Annotated in this window: 1 pseudogene; it reads left to right on the top strand. The window is 60.3% G+C overall.

From position 1 onward, the window contains the following. Positions 1–22 precede the first annotated feature (22 nt). Positions 23–1,344, top strand: a pseudogene (locus ACT84W_RS10225) (polyphosphate kinase 1); the annotation flags it as partial.

Here is a 1,344-nt window from a genome sequence, read left to right as displayed (position 1 = left end):
GGGACTGAACGGACAGATGCATATGCCGAGCAAAATCGAAAAGAAGCAAGCCGCCGCAAAGCTGCGCAAGCCGCCGCGTGATTTTTCATATACGCAAAACCGAGAGCTTAGCTGGCTGCGCTTTGACAACCGTGTGCTTGACGAAGCCTTCGACGAGACCGTTCCGCTGTTCGAGCGTCTAAAGTTCGTGTCGATTTTCGAGTCTAACCTCGACGAGTTTCTCATGGTGCGCGTGGGCGGCCTGTCCGATCTGGCAGAGCTCAAAAAACAGCCTGTCGACAACAAGAGCAATATGACCGCCTCCGAACAGGTCGATGCTGTCATGGCCGAAATGCCCGGGCTCCTTACCCGTTGGGAGTCCATCTTTAAGAGCATCGAGGGCAAGCTCGACACCTTGGGCGTTCACCGCGCCCACATCGATTCGCTTACGCCCGAGGAGCGCACCTTTGTAACCCGCTACTTCCAGGCCTACGTGTCGCCGGTCATCTCGCCGCTGGTCATCGATCCTCGCCACCCCTTCCCCAACCTGCGCAACGGCGCGCTCTATCTGGCCTGTGGTCTGGACGGCGCCACCGACGAGGAGAGCCTACTGGGCCTTATCGAGATTCCCGCCTCGATGAACCGCGTGGTCGAGATCCCCTCGCCCACCGGCACCTACTCCTACATCTTGCTCGAGGACGTCATCCTCGCCTGCCTGGACAGCTGCTTTGGCTCCTATAAGCCGCTGGATCGTGCGCTGATCCGCGTCACCCGCAACGCCGACATCGATCCGGACGGCGAGGGCATCGAAGAGGAAGAGGACTACCGCCAGCACATGAAGCGCATTCTCAAGAAGCGCCTGCGCCTGCAGCCGGTAGTGCTCGCGGTCTCGGGGTCGCTCGAGAAGGCGACGCTCAAGACTATCCGCAAGGCGCTCGAGCTTTCGCGCCGCTCTGTCTTTACCTGCGATATCCCGCTCAACCTGGGCTACGTCTTTGGCATTGAGGGCAAGATTCCCGAGCACCTGCGCAACGAGCTCCTCTTTACGCCGTTTAAGCCACAGCCCAACCCCACCATCGACATGACCCGCTCCATCCGCGAGCAGGTGCTGCAGCACGACAAGCTGCTCTTCTACCCTTACGAGGCCATGAATCCGTTCCTGGATCTGGTACACGAGGCAGCCTACGATCCCGAGTGCATCTCGTTGCGCATCACGCTCTACCGCGTGGCCAAGCAGAGCCGCCTATGCGAGTCGCTGATCGATGCCGCCGAGAACGGCAAAGAGGTCACGGTGCTCATGGAGCTCCGCGCCCGCTTTGACGAGCAGAACAACATCGAGTGGGCCGAGCGTCTGGAAGAGGCAGG

This window comes from Paratractidigestivibacter sp. (genome assembly GCF_052362415.1).
Taxonomy (GTDB): Bacteria; Actinomycetota; Coriobacteriia; order Coriobacteriales; family Atopobiaceae; genus Paratractidigestivibacter.
This window is presented reverse-complemented; position numbering and strand designations above follow the sequence as displayed.